Raw genomic sequence first — 23,111 nt, 5'->3', positions numbered from 1 at the left:
TATCTAATTCATCCTAATTATCCAACTTCCAAACATCCTCCTCTATTCATTCAAACCATACACAGCATGTTACATCTTTAAAAATCCATGAAACAGCAGCACATAAAAAGCATAAAAGAAAGCGCTTACTGATTGGGTAAGGCTTGATTTGGACCGCTGCTTTTTTGCTGCTGAATCTACGAATTGATCTTCAATAGAATGATAGAAACGCCAAGGGTGATGGTGCACTAGAACCGACGGGAGGTGAAGGTCAGGACATCTTGCCGAAAAGAATTTCGAACTACACTTTGAATCTAGGAGGTAGAAATTCAATGATCTTCACGAAAAAAGCTTCACGCAAAACCTTTGCAATTACGATGATCGCCGCGCTTGTTCTGACACTCTTTTCCACCCTGGGCGGCAGTCCCAAAACAGCCAACGCCGCACAGGATTACAAACTGGTTGGTTATTACGCTTCATGGGCCGCTTACGGGCGTGCTTACAATGTAACTGATATCGATCCTACCAAAATGAATGTCATTAACTACGCTTTTGCGGATATTTGTTGGAATGGCATCCATGGCAATCCCGACCCCACCGGACCTAATCCGGTGACCTGGTCTTGCCAGAATGAGCAAGGCCAAGCCATCAGCGTTCCGAACGGTACGATTGTTCTTGGTGACCCTTGGATTGACACTGGAAAAAGCTTCGGGGATGACAAATGGGATGATCCCATCAAAGGTAACCTGAAGCAGCTATGGAAGCTTAAGGAAAAGAACCCGAACCTGAAGACCCTAATCTCCGTTGGGGGCTGGACCTGGTCGAACCGTTTCTCGGATGTAGCTGCGACAGCTGCGACCCGTGAGGTTTTTGCCAATTCCGCGGTTGATTTTATTCGAAAATACAAGATGGACGGCGTGGATCTCGACTGGGAATATCCAGTAAGTGGTGGACTCGCAGGCAATAGCTACCGTTCTGAAGATAAAGAAAACTATGTACTGCTGCTGCAAAAAGTTCGCGAAAAGCTGAATACAGCCGGCGCGGCGGATGGAAAAACCTATCTGCTGACCATTGCTTCCGGGGCAGGCCCAACGTATATCAACAATAATAATCTGGCCGGCATTGCTTCCGTTGTCGACTGGATCAATATTATGACCTATGACTTTAATGGGAGCTGGAACACCACCACCGGACACAATGCTCCGTTGTACTATGATCCCGCAGCTTCCGCTTCGGGCTTAACCGAACCGCACAATTTTAACATCGATAAAGCGGTAACCTCCTATCTTGCGAATGGTGTACCTGCGAACAAGCTTGTACTTGGCATGGCTTTTTACGGTCGTGGTTGGGGCGGAGCTCCTGCTTCAGGAAACGGCCAATATCAGGTGTCCGCTGGCATCTCACCAACGGGTACATGGGAAAAAGGCAGCTATGATTTCTATGATCTCGAAGCCAATTATATCAACAAAAACGGTTATATCCGCTATTGGAATGATACATCCAAAGTGCCTTATCTCTATAATCCAACAAATCAAACCTTTATCAGCTATGACGACGTAGAATCCTTTGGCCACAAGATCAGCTACCTGAAGTCCAAGGGTCTTGCAGGTGCTATGTTCTGGGAAACAAGTGGTGACCGGAACAAAACACTAACCAATAAACTAAACGCCGATCTTGGTGGCGGAGTGGTGCAGCCGACACCGACACCATCCACATCACCAACACCAACTGCAACCGCTACACCTACTGCAACTCCAACTGCAACACCAACGCCAACTGCAACCGTGACGCCAACCCCAACGCCTACACCGGGACAATGTTCTGCAGCGACCTGGGGTGCAACAACCGTATACACTGGCGGACAGCGTGTCTCCTACAATGGCTCAGTCTATGAAGCCAAATGGTGGACGCAAGGGGATCGTCCTGATCTTAGCGGAACTGATGGGGTCTGGAAATTCATCAGCGTATGCGGAACAGCGACACCAACTGCAACTGTGGCCCCAACTTTAACACCTACGGTAGCACCAACGCCTACCGCAACCGTTGCACCTACGCCTACTTTAGCGCCAACGCCAACTGCAACCGTTGCACCTACACAAACTCCTTTACCTACCGCTACGCCTACTTCGGAAGGGTCTAGCTGGGGAACAGGCGTTGCGTACAAAACAGGTGATGTCGTCGCTTACAACGGAAAAACATATACCTGCTTGCAGCCCCACACTTCACTTCAGGGCTGGGAGCCAGCCACCACACCTGCGCTATGGAAGCTCAATTAAAGACTTGCAGGAAGCATCGTTCCTGAAATAACATTATCCCCCTTTGGAGGTATATTAAATATGATTGCAAAAGCACGTGCTAAGCGCAAAATATCCATAAGTTACCTTGCTGCGCTAATGAGCCTAATCGTTCTGGTTCCACTTTACACCGGGACAGGTGCATCCTTACCAGTGGCCCATGCCGCGGAAACAACACCTTCCGCTCCCGCTCCAGCAGCTGATCATCCTCGCAAAATCGTTGCTTACTTCCCAGAGTGGGGCGATCAGGAGAACAAAGGATTTTACACCGTAGACAAGATTCCGTGGGATAAAATTACCCATATTAACTACGCCTTCGCCAAGGTAAATCCTCAAACGAACAAGATTGATCTCATGGACCGTACAGCTGCAATCGAAAAAGACTATCCCGGTCAGCTGACCACCCTGCCTTTTAAGGGGCATTTTAACCAACTGGTTAAGTACAAACAGCTCTATCCTGATGTCCGCACCCTGATTTCTGTTGGCGGCTGGTCGGGTTCCGGAGGGTTCTTCAACATGGCGAATTCAGAAGCCGGGCGAGAAGCTTTTGCCAATAGTGTTGTGGATTTTCTGCGTACCTATCAGTTCAACGGAGTAGACATCGATTGGGAGTACCCTTCTGGCACTGGGCAGTCCGGTAATCCTAACGATTTTGCCGTGGCAGAACCGCTGCGTACAGTTAATTACAACAACTACGTTCTTCTTATGAAAAAACTTCGCGAAAAGCTCGATCTGGCAGGTTCACAAGACAATCAGAAATATGACCTGACCATTGCGGCCACTGCCTCTTCCTGGATTCTTGGGGGCATGAAGCTTGGGGAAGCCAATCAGTATTTAGACTGGGCGAACCTTATGACCTATGATTTCCATGGGGCTTGGAATGGATATGTAGGGCCGCATTCTGCATTGTACCCGGATTCCCGCGATACTGAAACTGCTGCGCTGGGCACTCCGGTTCTGAATACCGACTGGGCGGTCCGATACTATCTTGGAACGCTTCCTCCGGAAAAAATCGTGATCGGAGTTCCTTATTATTCACGAGGCTGGAAAAATGTGAATGGAGGCATCAACAATACCGGCCTTTACGGCACAGCTCCGACAACCGGTGGGGGAGCAGATGGCCAATACGGGATCTGGAATGATCCCGCACCAGAGCAGCCTGCTGGTGCAAATCCGATCTGGCATGTGCTAAATCTGCTCAAAGATCCAGCGAATAAGCGTTACTTCGATCCTGTTACCAAAACACCGTACTTATTCAATGCAGACAAGAAGATTTTTCTTACGTATGAAGATAAGGAATCTCTTGGCTACAAGCTGGATTACATCAAGCAAAAAGGCTTGGGAGGTATGATGTTCTGGGAACTAACGGGCGATTACTCTGAGCAGAGCGATGGCACTTATACGTATGGCAATTCTCTGACCGATTTTGCCTATGATCAGCTGAAGACAGCCTCGCCGCCGGGCGGAGCTCCTAAGCCGCAGTTGCCTGAACCTAAAAACTTCAACCTCAGCTTCAGCGGCGCCTATGATCATCCGAACTATACCTATTCATTAAAAATAACGAACAATACCGGCACAGATATTTCCGGTGGCTGGAAGCTGGAGTTCGACCTGCCAACAACTACAACCCTAACCTCGGCATGGGGAGCCGGTAGCGTTGAGCAAATCTCCACGGCCTGGGATTTCAACCGCTACCGTATTACAGGTACAGCTACTCAAACTATTGCGAATGGAGCTTCACTTGAAATTCCGGGTATGATGAAGCTGAACTTTTCAGGCGGTCCACAGCGAATCACCCTGAACGGAAACTCGTCCCAACAGGAATACGATAAACTGTACGGAGGCATTACGCCAACACCAACACCAACGTCTACTCCAACGGCAACACCGACTCCGACGGCAACCGTGACGCCTACGCCAACTGTAGCGCCAACACCTACTCCTACGCCGGGACAATGCTCGGCAGCGACCTGGAATGCGGCAACCGCATATACTGGCGGACAACGCGTTTCCTACAGCGGCTCACTCTATGAAGCCAAGTGGTGGACACAAGGAGACCGTCCCGATCTTAGCGGACCGGACGGTGTCTGGAAATACATCAGCGTGTGTGGAACAGCAACGTCTACACCAACGGCAACTGTAGCTCCAACAGTAACACCGACTTTGACACCGACTTTGACACCTACGGTGGCACCGACGCCTACTGCAACCGTTACTCCAGCGCCTACGGTGGCACCGACGCCCACCGCAACCGTAACACCGACGCAAACTCCATTACCGACTGCTACTCCTACTTCGGGAGGGTCTAGCTGGGTAACAGGAGTTGCTTATAAAGTAGGTGATGTCGTCGCCTACAGTGGAAAAACGTATTCCTGCTTGCAGCCTCACACTTCACTTCAGGGGTGGGAGCCAGCTTCCACACCTGCTCTTTGGAAGCTGATGTAATCCGGTACTCTCCTTGATTCCAACAAGGAGAACATCCCATTATTAGTGCAGAGGCATTTTCATCCTTTGGGGCTTACGTTACGGACCCAGTTGACGTTATTTACAAATTTCAAGCCTTTGGAGCTGTGTATCGGACTCCAGTGCTGCTATTCCTTATGAAATGCTTCTTTCGGGGTGTTTTTCGTGCCCATAGCGACTTTGGGGTCCGTTCGAATCTCAAATCGGATAAAGCTGCGTTTAAGGTCAGCTGTGTCCGGGTAGCCGCTTCATACGGGTGAATGTGCTAGAATCGAACGAAGTTTGATGCTTTGTTTAAGGGGAAGGAATAAAAAACGGGGGTGCCCAGCAGCCATTTCGCGGCTTTTGGACACCCCCATTTTTATATAAAAATCTATTCCTGCGATAGGCCGCCTTCGGCTGCCAGTTTTTTCTCCAGCTTTGCCGTCAGCAGTCGCAGTGCAGTTCCTCGATGGCTAATCTGCTGCTTCTCTTCCAGCGTAAGCTCGGCCATAGTTTTTTCATGTTCCGACAGATAAAATAGCGGGTCGTAACCGAAACCGCCAGCACCTGATGGTTCTGAAGTAATCCAGCCTTCGACCGCACCTTCTGCGGTTAGCTCCTGCTTGGAAACTGGATCGTACAGCGATAAAGTACAGACGAACCTAGCCGTGCTCAGCAAAGGCTGATCTGTGTCTTCCCCCTGTTTCAATCTCTCTAGCTCGCTAAGCAGCTTCAGGTTATTTTCCCCATCCGTAGCGTCTTCACCGGCAAAACGTGCAGAGTACACACCCGGTCTGCCATCCAAAGCATCTACACAAAGACCCGAATCATCAGCGAGTACCGGAATTCCAAGTGCATCACCTACGGCTTTGGATTTTTTAAATGCGTTTTCTGCAAAAGTAGCCCCGTCTTCCACCACATCGGGCAGATGCGGATAGTCATACATACTCTTAACTGTCAGGCCCAGCGGGGCAAAAGCGTGCTCGAACTCGCGCACCTTCCCCTTATTCTTCGTTGCGACAATGAGAATATTGCCCGTGGAATTCATGTTACACCTCTTGGCCCGGTTGGCCGGAAGGGATTTTCAGAGCAATCGCTCCGAGCGCTTCTTTTTGCGCCGCAATCAGTTCATAAATTCCCTTCTCACCTAGACCTAATAATAGGTCCAGCTCTTGACGCGAGAATGGTCTTTCTTCGCCAGTCCCTTGTACCTCAACAAAAGCACCGCCGCCGGTCATGACTACATTCATATCCACTTTGGCTTTGGAATCCTCTTCATAATTCAGATCGAGCAATGTTTTATCCCCTACAACACCTACACTAATTGCTCCCAAAAAGTCTGTTATAGGAAAAACAGCCAGCTTGTGCTGTAGTGCAATTTTATTAATAGCAAATGCCATGGCAACAAAAGCGCCTGTTATCGAAGCCGTCCGAGTTCCCCCATCCGCCTGAATCACATCACAATCCAGCGTAATACTGCGTTCACCTAACGCTTGTAAATTCACCACGGAGCGAAGCGCACGGCCGATCAGCCGCTGGATCTCCATTGTACGTCCGGTAAGTTTACCGCGTGCAGCTTCACGTTGATTACGGGACTGGGTGGCCCGAGGAAGCATCGAATATTCGGCAGTTACCCAGCCTTTTCCTTGTCCTTTAAGAAACGGAGGCACTTTTTCCTCTACAGTAGCCGTACAAATAACTTTGGTGTCTCCCATCTCAATGATCACGGAGCCCTCAGCATATTTATTCGTTTGGGTCGTTATTGTCAGCGGCCGTAATTGGTCGTCAGTTCGCCCGTTTGATCTCATCTTTTCTGCCTCCTACATCGTATAGCTAATAGTTTAGTGTGAGTCCCGTTTCCCTGTTGTTCATTGCGGCAGTTCACCGTTCGGGACGTTACGTCTTTTTGAGCAACTTTTATTCTACCAAAGAGGAGGCACAAAAGCATCTTTTAAACCTTAGAAGGTCATTCTATAACGGGAGCTCGTTCAAAAATTCAGGTGCAGAAACAGGTTTGCTATAATCCACATTGTCAGTGTCAGTAATCGATTGTTTGCCGTTCAAACGAATTTGAACCAGAGCATCTTCCGTATTTTGCGCAACAGTCAGAACAACCGATTCCAGTAATTCGGCAGGAACTTCCTTCCCATCTGCGAACATATCGTCAGTCAAGGATACAGTAACAACACCGTTTTGTCCGGCTTCAACCGAATCAAGTGATGTGCCCTGTGTCATAACCATTTCCAGACCGTCTCCGGATTCAGGTCCCGCAATCAGCTCATTGATAGCAGCAGTCAGCTGCTCTTGCCCTGCGGGTACAAAGCGCGTAACCGGAACATAATATTGGATACCGTCAGGAGATGTTGTGGAAAAATAAACAGTAACCGCACTAGAGTTCATCAAAGATGGACCTTGTTTAGGCAGGTTAATGCCCATTGTACGGGACAGCGGGCGATCCAGCGGAGTACCTTGAAGCGGCATTTCCGTAAGCTTTTTACCATCTACCCAGAACTGTACACCTTTAATGTCATCTTGACCGGTAAGTGTCCAAGTGATCGCTTCAAGGATTTTGCGTTCATCCGCAGCATCATAGTTGTTAAATTCCGAAGTGAACTCAACAACTGCCAAATTCGACTTGTCTACCGTAATGCTTTGCACCTCAGTTCCAGCTGGTAGAATGCCTTGGAAGCCTTCTGGCAATGAGGACGCATATTCTCCCTTATTCACTAATGCCATTAAAGAGTTCTTGAGCGTGCTGGAATCTTTGCTTTTTGGCAGATTTAGCGACACTGGAGCGAGTAAGCCATTTCCATCTTCCAAATATACGGTCGTCCGGTCACCGGAAGCCGTTGCTTTATCCGTTGCTTTAGCGGTTTTGGTGCTGTCCTTCACAACTGCTTGTGCATCATCCTGAGCCACTGGACCAAATACACCTGAATCCAAAGTATTATTTCCCTCTGTCTGTAACATCTGCGCTTCAACCTCAGGTGGCGGAGCATCAATCGATGCTGATTCCGAACCGAACAAGCCGCAACCGGACAGTGCCAGTGGAACTGCGAGTAGGCAGACTGCGGAAATCCCGCGGATTTGTTGCATTGTTTTCATCATTTATTACCCCTTTCAAGGTTAGATAGCATTTGTACTGCTATGTATACGAGACCTTTGTCCAAAAAATAACAACTGCTTATCCTAAATTGTTGGAAAAGCCTGTGCGCTTTATTTTCAGGTTAGGTTGGATCTAGATTTTAATTCATATAGACTCCGTTTTCTGGACAAATACTTTTTCTAAACGTACAATCTGAGATAACACCAGCGCTTAACATCATGCTAACGAACGTTGTAATGCAAAGACTTAACTTACGAGGTGACTAATCATGGCTGATGAACCAATCGCAAAAATACCTTACAGTCTGAACAGCAAGGCAGTCGCAGATGCGACCAAAATGTGGTTGAATAAGCGTGGAGTGAACCTGCAGGAAATCGCAGAGCTCGTTATGTTTCTGCAAAAAAAATATTATCCAAACTTAACGATGGAAGAATGTGTCCATAACGTTGAGATGGTACTCAGCAAACGAGAAGTGCAAAATGCGGTACTTACGGGCATTCAATTGGACATGCTCGCGGAGGAGGGGAAGTTGTTTCCGCCGCTTCAGGATATGATCGAAAATGATGAGGGATTATACGGAGTGGATGAGATTCTGGCTTTCTCCATCGTAAATGTATATGGCAGCATTGGCTTCACCAACTATGGTTATGTGGACAAGCTTAAGCCAGGCGTTCTTGAACGGTTGAACGACAAAAACACCGGGCAGATCCACACCTTCCTCGACGATATCGTCGGCGCGGTAGCCGCTGCAGCTAGTAGCCGAATCGCACACCGTAAGCAAGCTGAGCGTGAGATAGACCTCGAACTTCCGCATTCACCTGAGGATCGCGAAGAAGCTGCAAGGAAACTTGCAGAACATGAAAAACAACCGGAGTAACCGGTGTTTTGGGTACACTCTGAGAATTAAAAAGCGATTGTTTCGTAACCCTTGCGGGTTATGAGACAATCGCTTTTTTTAAGGTTGGGTTGGGACAGTTTTAGGGGAAAACTCCCTAAAAAATACCGAAAATCGTTCAAAACCTAAGTTATTAGGGAATTCTTCCCTAATAACTCTACGAAAACCTTAATTTATAGCTACATTCGTAGATTATTAGGGAGAAATTCCCCAATTAGTCAATACCAACACTTAGCTACTCGGCAAGATGTGTTTTTACCCACGAATAGCTGCATCTGAGTCCAAATGATCAGCATGATGCATGAGTAAAGTAATCAAATGGTAGTTGGTAATGCGATCGGACTCAGGTGACCCTATTTCCATAAAACACCCTTGATTTAGTGACTTTCGGACTCCAGAGTCGCTATTCACTCAAAAATGACCAATAACTACCCTCTGCACTAGCAATAACGCCTCTCCGGTCCGATACTCACCTCAAAAGTCCCAAAACCCACGAATAGCGGCGTCTGAGTCCGAATGATCTGTGTAACGCATGAGTAAGTAATCAAATCTGAGCCCGAATGATCAGCATGACGCATGAGTAAAGTAATCAAATGTTAGTTTGGTAATGCGATCGGACTCAGGTGACCCTATTTCCATAAATCACCCTTGATTTAGTCACTTTCGGACTCCAGAGTCGCTATTCACTCAAAAATGACCAATAACAACCCATCACTCTAGCAATAACGCCTCTCCGGTCCGATACTAACCTCAAAAGTCTCAAAATCCACGAATAGCGGCGTCTGAGTCCGAATGATCTGTGTGACGCATGAGTTAAGTAATCAAATCTGAGTCCGAATGATCTGTGTGACGCATGAGTTAAGTAATCAAATCTGAGTCTGAATGATCTGTGTGACACATGAGTAAGTAATCAAATCTGAGCCCGAATGATCAGCATGACGCATGAGAAAAGTAATCAAATGTTAGTTTGGTAATGCGATCGGACTCAGGTGACACTATACTCACATATCCCCATTGATTTGGACACTTTCGGACTCCATAGTCGCTATTCACTCAAAAATGACCAATAACAACCCTCTGCACTAGCAATAACGCCTCTCCGGTCCGATACTCACCTCAAAAGTCTCAAAATCCACGAATAGCTGCATCTGAGTCCGAATGATCTGTGTGACGCATGAGTAAAGTAATCAAATATTAGTCCGAATGACCTGCATAACGCATAAGCAAAGTAATCAAATGTTAGTCCGAATGATCAGCATGACGCATGCGTTAAGTAATCAAATCTGTGTCCTAATGATCAGCATGACGTATGAGTAAAGTAATCAAATGTTAATCTAAATGATCAGCATGACGCATGAGTAAAGTAATCAAATGTTAATCCAAATGATCAGCGTGACGCATGAGTATGTATCAAATGTTAGTTTGGTATGTGGTCGGACTAAGGAGCTCAATATTCATATAAATAGCACCGAAATATACTCTCTACCTAGTCACTAAAACCAAAACCCAAAAAAGAGCAGTCCCAATAACACAAGACTGCTCTGTACCTCTACTCGATCATAACATTCATATCTCAATTCATTTCATCATTCATCACTCTTCGATCGCGCTAGAAACTCTAACTAACATGGTCACCAGCACTTTCAGATGCTGCAAACAAGATAGCACCGTCCGCCTCTATCATCACTGCCCGCTCCCGGCGCATCAGCTCCGCCAGATGCGCCAGTGTCTCACTCATCGCAAAGCGCATCTGGTGAACGGTGGTTACCCGGCTGCGAAACAGAATTTCGCAGACGGCGAAGCCGCTCAGCGGGCCGTTTGCGAGCAAGGCTGCCGTGGTATCCAGCCGCTCCTCATGATGAGCGAGCAGACTGCTGACCCGGTGCGCGAAGCCCGTGAACGGTTCCCGATGACCCGGGAACGCCATGCTGACCGGGTAGCTCCCCAGCTCCCGCAGCCCCTGAAGAAACGTCTGCAGCGGCTGTGGATCGCTGCCTGGAAGCAGGCTGACATTGGGCGAAATCTGCGGCAGCACAGCATCGCCGCAGATCATTTGCCCGCTGCCCGCATGATAGAAACTCACATGTCCCGGTGCATGTCCGCCAGTTACAATCAATTTCCATTCACGGCCACCCATCCCGAAAGGCTCTACCTCATTCAGATAAGTTACAACCGGCTGTGGCTCTACTTGAGCGTCAAAGCTCTCCAAATGCGCTTTAATTCCACTCGACCATTCCTCCGACATTCCGTGTCTGATGAAATATAACGGCAAAACTTCATTGATATCCGTGTTACCGCCCCACATCAACATCGCCTCGGCATGAGCACGTTCAGTCATCCATACTTTACATCCGGTCTGCGACTGCAACCATCCCGCCAATCCATAATGATCGGGATGATGATGCGTTACGACGATATCCCGCACGTCCTTCCACGACAATCCCAGCTCCTGCAGGATCGCATGCCAGCATTTTTCTGTCTCCGGGCTACGCGGACCCGGATCGATAATAGTAATTCTGCCATCCTCATCAGGCAGAATATAGCTGTTCACTTGACGAAGCGGCGAGTCCATGGGCACCGAGACCTGAAGAATGTTCTTGTCCCATGAAGTGATATCCGCCTTAGACATGGTGCGATCACCGCCTTTGAATCTTTTTCCTGATACCATTACGATCGAATTCCACTAAAAATCATCCGCGTGGAGCTTTCTGCATTATAAACCTCATCTTCATAGCTGCCATGCACAGCTTCGAGCTGTAAACCCGCTTCCTCGATCATTCCGCTGAATTTCTCCAATGAATACAGCTTCACACGTTCATGATATTGACGAGATGTAGAATCATTTTTAGAGGTTAAAATGATGTCCTTCTTCACATACCCATCCTCGATCCGCCGCGACTCATCAATCAGATTCTTTCCATCCTCGCGGGTAGAATGCGGCACCAGATGACGAATCACATACGCAGGGTTCAGATAATCAATAACAAACTTGCCACCCGGCTTCAACATCCGATAGATTTCACGCAAAACCTTTACCTGCTCCTCATCCTCTTCAAAATAACCAAAGGAAGTGAACAGATTAACCACAGCATCGAAACCTCCTATTAACGGTAGGTCCCGCATGTCAGAACGCAGCCAAGTTACCTGCTCCGCTCCTTTTTGAGATCTTGCCTCACGCAGTAATACCTCTGATAAATCTACTCCAGTTACCTCGTACCCTGCTTCCGCAAGCGCCAGTGAATGACGTCCCATCCCACAACATAAATCCAGCACTTTGGAGCCTGGCGGTAGTCCCAGCCACGAGATCATTCGTTCAACTTCTTTACGAGCTCCACCAAAGTCTCGATGTTTGTATACGACCAGATAATCCTCTCCGAAGCTCTTTTCATACCATTCAGTCATGTTGTCTCTCCTCCCACAGGCGTCTTCCTGTAACTCCACTCTATGTATGTTAATGTATCGCCATTGTACAGTCTTTTACTCACAAACTCAAAGAAGAGTTGTCACAGTGGAGCGCTCAGCCCCTTCATGACAACTCATTCCTGTAGCTTCCCTTACACAAGCTGCTGCAAATATACTCGCGCTTCATAAGGACGAAGTTTAAGCGGTTGGATCTGCTCATCTTTTTCTACGGAATAATTAGAAATTAACAGCTCAATATTGTCTGGTTGGAACTCCGCTGGCCATTCGAATACAGGCTCTCCATCATAAAAATTCAGAATAACCAGCAGCCGCTGATCTTCTAATGTCCGAGTATACGCATATATCTCTGTATGCTCTGCGAGCAGCAGCCCGTAGGCTCCATAAACGATGACTTTGTGTTTTTTTCTCAGGGCAATCAGCTGTTTATAGTAGTTGTAGATGGAATCGGGATCTTTAATCGCATTGCCAGCGTTGATCTCCATATAGTTGGAATTTACTTCAATCCAAGGAGTCCCCGTCGTAAAACCACCTGCGTGACCATCGTCCCACTGCATCGGGGTGCGGGCATTATCCCGGCTTTTATGATGAATGGCAGACATAATCTGCTCTTCTGGAACGCCGTTTTTTCGCTTTTCTTCATAATAATTAAGCGTCTCTACATCCCGGTACTCATCAATGGATTCGAAACAGACATTCGTCATACCAATTTCTTCGCCTTGATAAATATAAGGTGTGCCTTCCAGCATGTGAATGAAGGTCGCCAGCATTTTAGCCGAAGGAATCCGGTAAAAAAGGTCGTTCCCAAACCGGGACACTGCGCGCGGCTGGTCATGGTTGCAGAGATAATTCGCATTCCAGCCTTTGTCATGCAGAACCGTCTGCCAATTACTCATAATCTTTTTCAGCTCCAGTAGACTCCATGGGACGACATCCCATTTTCCACTACCTGCCGAAGCGGCATCCAGAAACATATGCTCAAACTGAAAAGTCATATTCAGCTCTCTACGCCCGTCCCCTACATAATCTAGCGCCTGCTCCGGTCCAAGTCCTGAGGTCTCTCCTACCGTCATAATATCGTAGAAATAAAGCACTTTATCATATAAATTCTGTAGCAGGGTATGCACATCTGCCAGATTGGAGAACATTCCATAAGCCCTTACGGTAGGTGTTCCACCTGGATTATCCGCATCCGGGTAACCTTTCGTCTTCACGATATGTGCAATGGCATCAAAGCGGAATCCGTCCACACCCTTCTTCAGCCACCATTCCACCATCTCATGCAGCTTATCAATGACCACCGGATTCTCCCAGTTCAGATCAGGCTGATATTTGGAATAGAGGTGAAGGTAATATTCATCGGTCCGCGGATCAAGCTCCCACACCGAGCCACTGAAATAAGACTCCCAGTTATTCGGGGGACCTCCATTTTTTCCTTTTCGCCAAATATAGTAGTCCCGTTTCGGATTATCCTTCGACGATCTGGATTCAACAAACCATGGGTGCTCATGTGACGTATGGTTCAGAACCAAATCCATCATCAGCTTCATCCCACGTGCGTGCATCTCCCTCAGCAAATGGTCAAAATCATCCATCGTGCCAAATTCCTTCATAATGTCACAGTAATCACTGATATCATAACCGTTATCATGGTTTGGTGATTTATAAATAGGGCAGACCCAAATCACGTCTACACCTAAATCCTGCAGATAATCCAGTCTGGATATGATTCCTTGCAAGTCTCCAATCCCATCTCCGTTACTATCCATGAAGCTAATCGGATAAATTTGGTACACGACACTCTCTTTCCACCATTTCGGGTTCATTTCTCGGTTACCTCCTATTTAGCTATATGTAGAGTTTAACCACACAAAGCCTAGTAGATAACAATTTACTCCTACTTCCCTAGTCCCTTTTGATATTGTGAGGGCGTAAGTCCGGTCCATTTCTTAAAAGTAGCACTGAAGTGGCGTTCTTCCCCATAGCCCACTAACTTTGCAACGGCGTACATTTTTAAGTTTTGGCGGAGCAGCTTTTTTGCCTCTTCTACCCGGTATTGATGCAAGTAATCGAGAAAATTCACACCCAGCTCCTGGCGGAACAGTGAACTTAAATAAGTATTAGATACATAAGCTTCCTTCGCAACATACTCCAGAGACAGATTGGTATTATATTTGTTACGGATGATCTCAAGCGCTGTAACTACTGTTCGATGCAGAGGGCGATGTTTAGAAAAAGCCTCCACCACATTCTGCATGATCTTATTCAGGATCGTAGATAATTCCTCCAGCGTCTCGATCTGTGGTGCCTGCTCCATCCAATTGACCAAATGCTGCTTCCATTCAAATCCAGCTACTTGTTTTTCCTGCGCAAGCCTCTTAAGGCGAACGACAAAAGCTGTTGCCCGAATATTCACCTCCTGCTTGAGGCATCCGGGGTTTCCGCGAAAACGTTCCAGCCACTGCTCCAGCAGATCGAGGGCAAGCTCATTACTTCCTGCACCGACTGCCACAAGCATCTCATCCTCCAGCACATTTAATTCAGGATCATCTAAAATCCCGATCTCCTGTGCGCCACCCCCAATAACTCCTGAACCTTCTGTAAAAAAATAAACGCCGCCTTTCCCGTTCAGAAAGCGGGATTCCATGGCCTGAAGCGCTTCTTTATAAGACAGGTGAGCTTCCGAAATATCCGCACGACAGGAGCCTACAGCAATACTGATTGACAGCTTGAGGTATTTCTCCAGATTGCTTTGCAGCATCCCAATCTGCTCTTTTAAATAGATGGGGGTTCGGTAAGACTTGCGAGAATCCGTTCCAGCTAAACCACTGCCGATCCAGAGCAGGAGATTGCCATCATGGAAGGTCTCGATTTTTCCTTTATAGATAGGAGACAAGGTCTCACTAATAATATTTAGGGCCGCGTAACGTAAAAGTACAAAATCCTGTCCAGACCCACCGGCAGAGGGAGGATCAAAATCAAAGCTGACCAGCCCAATCTGCGGACCTTCGTGACTAATAGCCATAGCTAACTCACCGATCAGCTCCTGCCGCCGCTCCAGCGGAACCGGAGGATGATGAATCCATTGGGACAGCACTTGGCTTTTGACAAGCGGTGCATTTTTATGCCAGGAACGATCTCTTTTTAGCTGTTCATTCTCCTGACAACGCTGCCTTTCAATTAGCTCCTTAGCCTTGAGTACCGTCTTCAGAATTTCCTCCGGCCGGCACGGCTTCAGCACATAATCGACAACCCCCAGCGCAATCGCTTGTTTCGCATAAGAGAACTCATTGTAGCCAGATAAAATAATCGAGCGAAAGTCGTAACCGCGACGCCGTCCAGCTTCGATTAGCTCCAGACCATTCATCTGCGGCATGCGGATATCCGTTAACAATAAATCCGGCTGTTCAGACTCCATCAGAGCCAGCGCTTCACTTCCGTTCCCCGCTTCGCCCATTACCTCAATCTGATGCGAATTCCAGTCAATCATATTGACGATACCCTCACGGATGGTGTCTTCGTCTTCAGCAATCAGCAGCTTCAGCTTCATCATTTAGGGACCCTCCACAGTGATATGAATGATAATACGTGTGCCTGCTCCTTCTACACTCTCTACTTGCAATGAGGCTCCGGCAAAAAACAAAGCTAAACGTTCCTGTACATTCGAGAGCGCAAACCCCGAACGTCCAGCATTCTCCTCTTCCTCCGAAATAGAGCTTCCTCTCGCTAAACGCTGATGTAGCTCCTGAAGTCTTTCCGGCGTGATTCCCACCCCGTTATCTTGAACTTCGAGCACAATAGTCCTATCTTTGCGGAAGGCGCGAATCGAGATTAGTCCGCTTCCTGCCAGTGGCTCGATCCCATGAATCACTGCATTTTCCGCCAGTGGCTGGAGCAGCAGCTTCGGAACTGTGAAATCCTTGATACTCTCATCCAAGGCAATTTCGAACTCAAAACGTTCTCTAAACCGATTTTTTTGCAGGAACAAATAATTCGTCACAAGCTCTACTTCCTGTTCCAATGTAAACGTATCCCGCCCATCATTTAAGCTCAGCCGGAATACTTGAGAAAGCGAATAGACCATATCCGCTATTTCTTTGTCGCCCTTCTTCTCAGCTTCCCAACAAATCGTATTCAGCGTGTTATATAAAAAGTGCGGCCTGATCTGCGCCTGAAGCGTTTTCAATTCTGCTTCCTGCTGCTTCAGTTTGGAGGCATATACATCATTGATGAGCGATTTGATCCGCTGCACCATTAGATTATAACCATGGCCCAAGAGACCAATCTCATCATTTCCTTCAAAAAATACGCGCTGTGTGAAATCCCCTGTCTGGAATCTGCGCATGGAGCGGGAAAGCTTTTTCAGCGGTTTCGTTATTGAGGCGGCGGCGAGCCAGGTAACCATTAAGCTAACTGCTAAGCACAGAAAAGCGATCGTCACCGTGACCTGTGAAATCTGTCCCAGCTCTTTGACAAGCTGCCGTTTGGAATGCACAACCACCACATACCAACCCGTCGTTTCTGACTGCAGATGCGAGACAATCCACTGTTTGTGATCCGCTGTAGACTCCAGTCTCTGCTCTAGGTTCAACTTAGGATCGCTGTCCGCAAAATACGGAAGATCAAGATCTCTTTTGCCGATCCAGCTCCGGTTAGAAGCCGTAATGATGAGCCCGTCTCGATCTACCACAAACATATCTACATCATCTTCAGAGTTGTCTAGATATTGGCTTCCAATCTTACCAGCATCGACCCCGATCACCGCTAGCCCTGCCGGTTTTAAAGTATATACATTCTTGATAATTCTGGAAAGTACAATCTTATGATAATGATCACCAACAAATATGCCATCCGTGGGTCTGGACAATCCAAAGGTTGGACTGCCTGCGGCTTCAACGGCTTCCTTGTAGTACGAGGTTTGGACAAAGTTAGAGAACTTCATGCCAGTCGTCAATCCGGCTTGGTTCGCAGCAAAAGGCTCCGCCCCGTTATTCTGGTCTTCCAAAGAGTATAGAATCAGGGATTGAATCGAATTGCCAGCGACCATCAGGTTGGTGACCGTTTTAAATACGGAATTACGTTCTTTTTGTGCTTCTGACGACACTAAGAGCCGCTGCACACTTTCATCCAGAAAGAGTGTATTGGAAAAAGAAATCATTCCCCTCACCATCTCATCAATCTGCTCTGCTGTTTTTCGGGTCAGGTGATCCTGTGACTGTTTCATTTTCTCCACCACCTGCTGCGAAGAGATCTGATAGGAGTTCCACCCCATAGCAAATATAGTCACGAGAAGCAGCGGCACAAACCATAATAACAGCTTAAACTGGAGCGGAAGATGGCGATAACGGCTTAATAAGCGGATGTTTCGATTCATGAGAACCACCTTCATGTATAATCAATAAATGTGTAAACCAAGTATAACTGAAATCATTAAACCCTGAACCAGCTTTTTACAATCACTGAAAAATGCCTACATAGTTCTTAAATATGGACCATGTTTCTATCGGTCATAAACTCTTAAGATGGGGATGCAAGATGAAACGACATTGTCGTCCTCGTTTGATGACAGCCGTTCTCGTGGAAATATATCTCATAAAAAAGGTGGGTTTTTGATGAAAGGTAAAGGAATAAAGCTAGCACTTATGAGTCTAATGCTACCAGCTCTGCTGGCAGGCTGCGGTGGCGGAAATAACAATGCGAAAGCTACCAATGCACCTACAAATGACAAGGCCGAAGCTACTGCCGAAGCAACAGCTAGTGCAGGGGAAAACACACCCGCCGAAAAAATCACACTGAAGTTCTTCACCGCGCTCGCGGATCGGGCCAATGGTTCAGGTAAGGTAGAGCAAGACATTATCGATGCTTACATGAAAGAGAACCCTAACGTCAAGATTGAAGTGGAAGCGCTTCAAGATGAGCCTTACAAATCAAAAATCAAAGTATATGCCTCCAGCAATCAGCTGCCTGATATCATTCAAGCCTGGGGTCAGCCCTCCTTCCTGAGTCCGCTGCTGGATAACGATCTACTGCTTGAACTGAACAGTGCTGACTTCGAAGGTAATCAGTTTGTGTCCGGATCCATGGACGGCTTCAGTAAAGACGGTAAGCTTTACGGCTTGCCGCGTGGTGCCGACTACATGGTGATGTACTATAACAAAAAAATATTTGCTGACAACGGCATCGAGGTTCCAAAAACAACAGATGATTTGCTTGCCGCCGTCAAAACACTTCGTGCCAAGAAAATTAACCCGATCGCTATGAATGGTATGGACGCTTGGACACTGCCTATCTGGTATGAATTTGTAGCCCAACGTCAGACTGGCGATTTCAATACAATGGATGAAGCTGTTGCACGTAAAATATCCTTTACAGATCCTAGTCTGGTTGCAGCTGCAACTGAAATGCAGCAATTCGCCGATGCTAAAGGTTTTGCCGATGGCTGGCTGACTGCCGATTACGGTGCTGCACGCAACTTGTTCGGACAAGGGCAAGCTGCCATGTTCTTTATGGGCGCTTGGGAGTCGGGTCTGGCAACAGACGAGAACTTCTCTGAAGAATTCCGCAATAACGTAGGTGCTTTCGCATTCCCAGCTTCAGCTAAAGGTAAAGCAACCGATGATGCCGCTTGGTATGGTGGTGGATATGCAGTCAGCAAAAACTCCAAACATGCTGAAGCCGCTGTTGATTTCTTGAAATATTTCTTCGCTCCAGAGCATTGGTCTAAAATGCTATGGCAAGCTGGCGCGGGTACACCTGCGCAGCAATTCGATCAATTCCTAACGGGTAACGAAACCCAGCTGCAAAAAGAATTGATTGAAGTGTTCAGCTCCATGACCTCTTCCAGCGGTACTCCACTGCAGGATGTGGGTGACGATGAGTTCAAGCAAAAGGTAATGGAGGCGCATCAAAGCCTGCTATCTGATGCGATTACCCCTGAAGAATTCGCCAAAGCACTGGATACTGCATCCGATAAATTCGCTGGTAAATAAACCAGAGAACTACAAAAAACATGAACCTTAGCGCTCCTGAAGTAAGCTTATAGATGGCAGTGCGCAAACCCCGGCTTCCCCCAGAGGCCGGGGTTTTGTTTTCGAAAAAATGTATACACCGATCTGAAATTTACGGCATGTTCCGGTGCCTGGCTTCCCGTTACGATGGTAATAGATAGATTACTCTTTAAAAGGACGGAGATTTCCATGCACAGAGTGTTAAGCGACAAAAAAGCGATTTTCTTACTCATCGCACCTGGACTGTTCCTATTTGCTTTTATGATCTGCATCCCTATCTTCATGAGCGCTTATTACGGTTCTACGGATTGGGGCGGGATCGGCAAATACAATTTCATCGGCTTTGATAACTACCGCGAAATTCTATTTCATGACAAAGTGTTCTGGAGATCGCTGGTCAACGCCCTGCTCCTGACCGCCGCCACAGTATTTTTACAACATCCCTTTGCCATTCTCATGGGGATATTCCTAACCAACTCCGGCAAATACGAAAAAATATTCCGGACGATCTTTTTTATCCCCGCTGTAATTTCCGTCGTCGTTACAGCCAAGCTGTGGACCGGAATTTTCCATCCGAACTACGGACTGCTCAACAAGCTGCTAAGCGGAGTTGGATTGGACGCACTTACGCATGATTGGCTCGGTGATCCGAAGACAGCCATCTGGTGCATCATCATTGTTGTTATGTGGCAAGGCTTTGGGTATGCACTGCTGCTGTATTATTCAGGTCTGCAAGGCATTCCGGAAGATTTAAGCGAAGCCGCAAGAATCGATGGCGCCAACAACTTTACCCTCTACACGCGTATCATCATTCCGCTGCTTTCGCCGATGATGCGGGTTGCCATCATCATTGCCGTCACCACCTGTCTTAAGCAAATGGAAACCGTATTCTTAATGACCAACGGTGGCCCTGCAAATAGCACACAGTTCCTAGGGAACTATCTGTACAAAACCGCCTTCTCATCATCGCTATACGGCTATGGTAATGCCATTTCGATTCTGTTTATTGTGTTCTGCCTGATCCTAACCGTTATCCTCAACAAGATTTTAAAGAAAGATATCGGAGAATTTTAAAGAAACCCTGTAACCGGAGGATATCCTATGAATAATTCCTTATCGCCTGCCGCTTCACCCCCTAAGCTAAACCTTCACAAACAAGAACGCAGAAAGCCTACAACGGGCAAAATTCTAATGATGGTGTTCCTGTGTATCATCGCGTTGATTCAGTTATTTCCGCTTATTTGGTTGATCGATTATTCCCTGCTCAAGAGCGGTGAGTTCTTCGGAAGCTCATTTCTGAAATGGCCCTCTCCACCCCAGTGGGAGAACTATCGAAACGCTTTTACCTACGGGCGTGTGCCACGTTATTTTGCCAACAGTCTTATCATTACAGTGATAACTGTTATGCTCTCTGCGCTGGTGTCCCTGATGATGGGATATGCGTTTACCCGGATGAAATGGAAGCTAAGTGGCATTGTCCTGTCTCTAATCATGTTAGGCATGATCATCCCGATTCACGCTACATTGCTGCCAAACTTCATTCTGTTTAACAAGCTTGGGATGCTGAACAATATGTACACATTGATTTTGCCTTACTCAGCCATTGTCATCCCCATGAGTGTCCTGATTATGACCGGGTTCCTGGAGACCATCCCACGGGCTATTGAAGAGTCCGCCGTTATTGATGGCAGTGGCATTTACGGGTTAATCTTCCGTATCATCCTGCCCATCACCAAACCGGCGCTGGCAACCATCTGTGTGCTCAACTTCATCAGCACGTGGAATGAATTCATTATGGCGAACACCTTCCTCACCTCGGAAGATCTTAAGACGATTCCCTTCTCCATTATGAAATTCACTGGTGAGTATTCATCCAACTATGGTGCACAGTTCGCTGTTATGACGATCATCGCTATCCCAACCATCCTGATCTACCTGCTCTTCACAGAACAGATGACCAAGGGAATTACCGCTGGAGCGGTTAAGGGGTAACACAATAAACTTAATCCTAACAACATTAAAAGGCTGACAAGACAGGTTTCGTACCCGTCTTGTCAGCCTTTATTCATTCTTACTAATATCTCTTACGGTCGTTGCCAATCCTCCCTCAGCCATTCAACCAAGAGGAGCTCTGGCACATTCACTTTATTAACTTCGGCATAGTCTCTCACCCGTTCAAGCAAACGTCCCGCGGTTCCAGCACTAACCTCTAAACCATGTGCGTTCAGTACATGTATGATTCCACCACTTCCGGAATGTTTACCTAACACAAAATGATGTGCTCTCCCCACCTCTGTGGGATCAAAGGTCTGGTAGGTGGCTGTTTCTTTCAACAAACCGTCAACATGTATCCCAGATTCATGTGTGAAGGCGAGTGATCCGACGATTGGTTTGGCATCGCCGACACTTCGGCCCGAGGCTGTGATCACCCTATCCGCCAGCCCCTTCAAACACTCCGGACGTACGCTGCTCTCTCCGCCATAAAGATAACGCCAAGCCATCACTACTTCTTCCATTGCTGCATTCCCGGTACGTTCACCAATCCCTGCTACCGTAGTGCTTGCCCAGACCGCACCCGCGGCAATACCGCTAAGTGTGTTTGCAGCCGCAAGACCAAAATCATTGTGGCAGTGTACCTCAAGCTCTACATCTACAGGAACAGCACTAAGTAATGTGCTTACCCGCTCTGCCATTTGACCCGGATGATGAGCAGATACCGTATCTGCATAACGGAACCAACGAATGCCTTCTTTATATAATGTATTTACCAGTTCAACCAGGTACTCCATACTTGCCCTTGAAGAGTCCTCCATCCCCACCGACACAGTCATTCCTAGCCGTTGGCCATATTCCGTCGCATGCAGTAATCTTGTCAGACCTTTGGCAGGTGTTAAACCTAGCTTACCTTGTAATTGAATTTCCGAGACAGGGATCGATACATGACTCCAGTTCACACCCGTCGCCCAAGCTTTGTCGATATCACTTTCCAAAGCCCGATTCCAAGTCATCATCTTCATAGGTAGACCTAAATCAGCGATGGCCGCAATATCTTCTTGCTCTTGCTTGCCCATGGCAGGAATTCCTACCTCTGCTTGCTCCACTCCGCATTCCGACAGCAACCTTGCGATTTCCAGCTTTTCTTCCCTCGTGAATGAAACTCCAGCCGCCTGTTCACCATCCCTAAGTGTCGTGTCACATAGCCTGAGACTTTTCACGGTTTACCTTCCTCTCCGCAGCAAGTGCAATTCGGATTACGGGTAATATGGACGCTGTAACAGGCGAAGTCGAGTGAATTGAAGCGATGCATTACGCCCGCATAAGTCGTCCCTACCCTTGTAACCCATTTTACGGCTTCCAACGCAGCCAGACAACCCGCAATTCCGGAGGTTGCTCCCAATACTGGAAAGCCAAACGGTTCCCATTCTGGATTCACATCCGGATAAAGACACTCTAAGCAAGGGGTTTCACCAGGTATAACCGTTGTTAGTGAAATCTCAAATCCATACATCGCCGCCTCTACCATTGGCGTGCCGGTTTCTACACATAGGCGGTTCAACGTATATCTTTCCGGAAAATCATACCGTGCATCAATCACTATATCGGCTTGTTCTACCCAAGGTTTTGCCATATTGTATTCAATCTTCGAATTAAATCCTTCCATTTCAACATTTGGATTCAGACGTTTTAGCTGCTGAATGGCTGTGCTCATCCTTTCCATACCCAAATGATCACTGTCCATCAATATCTGTCGATTTAAATCTGGAGGCACAATGTTTCCTTCATGCGCCAAGATCAGCTTGCCGATTCCGGCAGCAGCTAAATAAAGTGCGGCAGTGCCTCCAAGCCCTCCAATTCCAGCAATCATCACTGTAGCTTCTTTTAGCGCTTTCTGCCCACCTTCTCCAAGCAGCTTCAATTGGCGAGCGTATCGTTCCAGTTCGGTGCCGCCTACAAGCTGCTCCATT

Annotated in this window: 16 protein-coding genes; 6 read left to right on the top strand and 10 right to left on the bottom strand. The window is 47.3% G+C overall.

Features of this window, described 5'->3' with window-relative positions; translation table 11 throughout:
- Positions 1–311: 311 nt before the first annotated feature.
- Positions 312–2,255 carry a glycosyl hydrolase family 18 protein gene (locus MHH63_RS03090; protein WP_341171198.1) on the top strand — a complete coding sequence of 648 codons (1,944 nt, stop codon included), beginning with the start codon at positions 312–314 and terminating at the stop codon, positions 2,253–2,255.
- A gap of 60 nt (positions 2,256–2,315) precedes the next feature.
- Positions 2,316–4,718, top strand: coding sequence for a glycosyl hydrolase family 18 protein (locus MHH63_RS03085; protein ID WP_340394550.1), 2,403 nt, complete (start codon positions 2,316–2,318; stop codon positions 4,716–4,718).
- A 391-nt stretch (positions 4,719–5,109) separates the two neighbouring features.
- Here the strand turns inward: MHH63_RS03085 and MHH63_RS03080 are convergent, their stop codons facing one another.
- From MHH63_RS03080 to MHH63_RS03070, 3 genes are all read right to left on the bottom strand, one after another.
- A complete protein-coding gene (locus tag MHH63_RS03080) occupies positions 5,110–5,766 on the bottom strand; it encodes an XTP/dITP diphosphatase (protein WP_076129200.1) in 657 nt (218 codons plus the stop codon).
- Position 5,767: 1 nt separating this feature from the next.
- On the bottom strand, positions 5,768–6,526 hold the full coding sequence (gene rph, locus MHH63_RS03075) for a ribonuclease PH (protein ID WP_036686952.1): 759 nt from the start codon (positions 6,524–6,526) through the stop codon (positions 5,768–5,770).
- A gap of 163 nt (positions 6,527–6,689) precedes the next feature.
- Positions 6,690–7,823 (bottom strand): GerMN domain-containing protein, encoded by a 1,134-nt coding sequence (locus tag MHH63_RS03070; RefSeq protein WP_175620010.1) that lies wholly within the window; start codon positions 7,821–7,823, stop codon positions 6,690–6,692.
- A gap of 269 nt (positions 7,824–8,092) precedes the next feature.
- On the opposite strand from MHH63_RS03070, the gene MHH63_RS03065 reads away from it, so the two are divergent.
- Positions 8,093–8,701, top strand: a complete 609-nt coding sequence (locus MHH63_RS03065) for a phosphatidylglycerophosphatase A family protein (RefSeq protein WP_076129198.1) — start codon at positions 8,093–8,095, stop codon at positions 8,699–8,701.
- A 1,636-nt stretch (positions 8,702–10,337) separates the two neighbouring features.
- Here MHH63_RS03065 and MHH63_RS03060 read toward each other — a convergent pair.
- The 5 genes from MHH63_RS03060 to MHH63_RS03040 form a co-directional block, all read right to left on the bottom strand.
- Positions 10,338–11,387 carry an MBL fold metallo-hydrolase gene (locus MHH63_RS03060; protein ID WP_341171197.1) on the bottom strand — a complete coding sequence of 350 codons (1,050 nt, stop codon included), beginning with the start codon at positions 11,385–11,387 and terminating at the stop codon, positions 10,338–10,340.
- Positions 11,387–12,121: a class I SAM-dependent methyltransferase gene (locus MHH63_RS03055; RefSeq protein WP_076279956.1), complete on the bottom strand. Its 735-nt coding sequence runs from the start codon at positions 12,119–12,121 to the stop codon at positions 11,387–11,389. Before MHH63_RS03055 ends, MHH63_RS03060 begins: the two co-directional genes overlap by 1 nt.
- Before the next feature lie 152 nt (positions 12,122–12,273).
- Positions 12,274–13,965, bottom strand: a complete 1,692-nt coding sequence (locus MHH63_RS03050; RefSeq protein ID WP_076186343.1) for a glycoside hydrolase family 13 protein — start codon at positions 13,963–13,965, stop codon at positions 12,274–12,276.
- A 71-nt stretch (positions 13,966–14,036) separates the two neighbouring features.
- Positions 14,037–15,692 carry a response regulator gene (locus MHH63_RS03045; protein WP_076129195.1) on the bottom strand — a complete coding sequence of 552 codons (1,656 nt, stop codon included), beginning with the start codon at positions 15,690–15,692 and terminating at the stop codon, positions 14,037–14,039.
- Positions 15,693–17,513: a sensor histidine kinase gene (locus MHH63_RS03040; RefSeq protein WP_340394552.1), complete on the bottom strand. Its 1,821-nt coding sequence runs from the start codon at positions 17,511–17,513 to the stop codon at positions 15,693–15,695.
- A gap of 238 nt (positions 17,514–17,751) precedes the next feature.
- On the opposite strand from MHH63_RS03040, the gene MHH63_RS03035 reads away from it, so the two are divergent.
- The 3 genes from MHH63_RS03035 (at position 17,752) to MHH63_RS03025 (ending at position 21,138) form a co-directional block, all read left to right on the top strand.
- Positions 17,752–19,128, top strand: coding sequence for an ABC transporter substrate-binding protein (locus MHH63_RS03035; RefSeq protein WP_340394553.1), 1,377 nt, complete (start codon positions 17,752–17,754; stop codon positions 19,126–19,128).
- A 207-nt stretch (positions 19,129–19,335) separates the two neighbouring features.
- A complete protein-coding gene (locus tag MHH63_RS03030; RefSeq protein WP_036679565.1) occupies positions 19,336–20,220 on the top strand; it encodes a carbohydrate ABC transporter permease in 885 nt (294 codons plus the stop codon).
- Positions 20,221–20,247: 27 nt separating this feature from the next.
- Positions 20,248–21,138: a carbohydrate ABC transporter permease gene (locus MHH63_RS03025; protein WP_036679567.1), complete on the top strand. Its 891-nt coding sequence runs from the start codon at positions 20,248–20,250 to the stop codon at positions 21,136–21,138.
- A 92-nt stretch (positions 21,139–21,230) separates the two neighbouring features.
- Here MHH63_RS03025 and MHH63_RS03020 read toward each other — a convergent pair whose 3' ends face one another.
- Both MHH63_RS03020 and MHH63_RS03015 read right to left on the bottom strand, forming a co-directional pair.
- The gene (locus MHH63_RS03020; RefSeq protein ID WP_280753694.1) at positions 21,231–22,361 is read right to left on the bottom strand and encodes a homocitrate synthase/isopropylmalate synthase family protein; all 1,131 of its coding nucleotides are present in this window, start codon (positions 22,359–22,361) and stop codon (positions 21,231–21,233) included.
- Complete coding sequence (locus tag MHH63_RS03015; RefSeq protein WP_076146351.1) at positions 22,358–23,110, bottom strand: HesA/MoeB/ThiF family protein; 753 nt, start codon at positions 23,108–23,110, stop codon at positions 22,358–22,360. Before MHH63_RS03015 ends, MHH63_RS03020 begins: the two co-directional genes overlap by 4 nt.
- Between the last annotated feature and the right edge of the window lies 1 nt (position 23,111).

It is taken from the genome of Paenibacillus sp. FSL H3-0310 (assembly GCF_038002785.1).
GTDB lineage: Bacteria > Bacillota > Bacilli > Paenibacillales > Paenibacillaceae > Paenibacillus_AQ > Paenibacillus_AQ odorifer.
Note: the sequence above shows the minus strand (reverse complement) of the source record. Positions and strands in the feature narration are given on the sequence as shown.